This window comes from Komagataeibacter kakiaceti JCM 25156, assembly GCF_000613305.1.
Window position 1 is genome coordinate 1 of record NZ_BAIO01000800.1, and the last position, 748, is coordinate 748.

Annotated in this window: 1 protein-coding gene and 1 pseudogene; both read right to left on the bottom strand. The window is 64.6% G+C overall.

Features of this window, described 5'->3' with window-relative positions:
• The coding region (locus JCM25156_RS19045; protein WP_025814415.1) for a signal recognition particle receptor subunit alpha at positions 1-515 on the bottom strand (515 nt) is incomplete at its 3' end.
• 1 nt (position 516) lies between these two features.
• Positions 517-748, bottom strand: a pseudogene (locus JCM25156_RS19055) (tRNA (N(6)-L-threonylcarbamoyladenosine(37)-C(2))-methylthiotransferase MtaB); the annotation flags it as partial.

Consider the following 748-nt stretch of genomic DNA (forward strand, 5'->3'; position numbering starts at 1 on the left):
CCTGCCGCATCCGCGTTGGGCTTGCCGGAAATGACGGGCGCGCCCACGCGCTCACCCCACACCTGCAACTGCTCCACGGCGGCGGCGCGGAAGGTATCACCCGCCACCATCATGACCTTCTTGCCCTGCTCGCCATAAAAACGGGCCATCTTGCCGATGGTCGTGGTCTTACCGGTACCGTTCACGCCCACCACCAGCACCACATGCGGCTTGTGCGCGGGGTCGGGTTCGAAGGGAATGGCGACGGGTTGCAGGATGTTCGCGATTTCTTCCGCCAGTGCGGCGCGCACCTCCTCATCCGTCACTTCCTTGCCGAATTTGGAGCGGCGGAAGGACTCGATCACCTTTTCCGCCACGCTGGGGCCAAGATCGGCGGAGATCAGCAGATCCTCAAGTTCCTCCAGCGCCTGATCGTCGAGTTTGCGCCGGGTGAACACGGCGGCGATGCCACCGCTGAGTTTCTGGGTGGAGCGCGACAGCCCCGCTTTGAGGCGTGAGAAGAAACCAAGAGCCATATCAGAGAATTTCCGCAACCAGTCCGTTATCGTCAACCGCCACCGGGCGCACCGTCTCGATCCGCCCCGCCGTGGATACCGCGCCGTCCACCAGCCTGACAGGGGCGAATTCCTCGGAATGTCCGGCCGTATCCGTTTCCAGAAGAACCCGCAGGGGTTTCCCGATCAGGCGGGTATGGAAATCATGCGCCGCCTGCGCGCCCGCCGCGCGCAGCCGGACCGCGCGGGCCTTG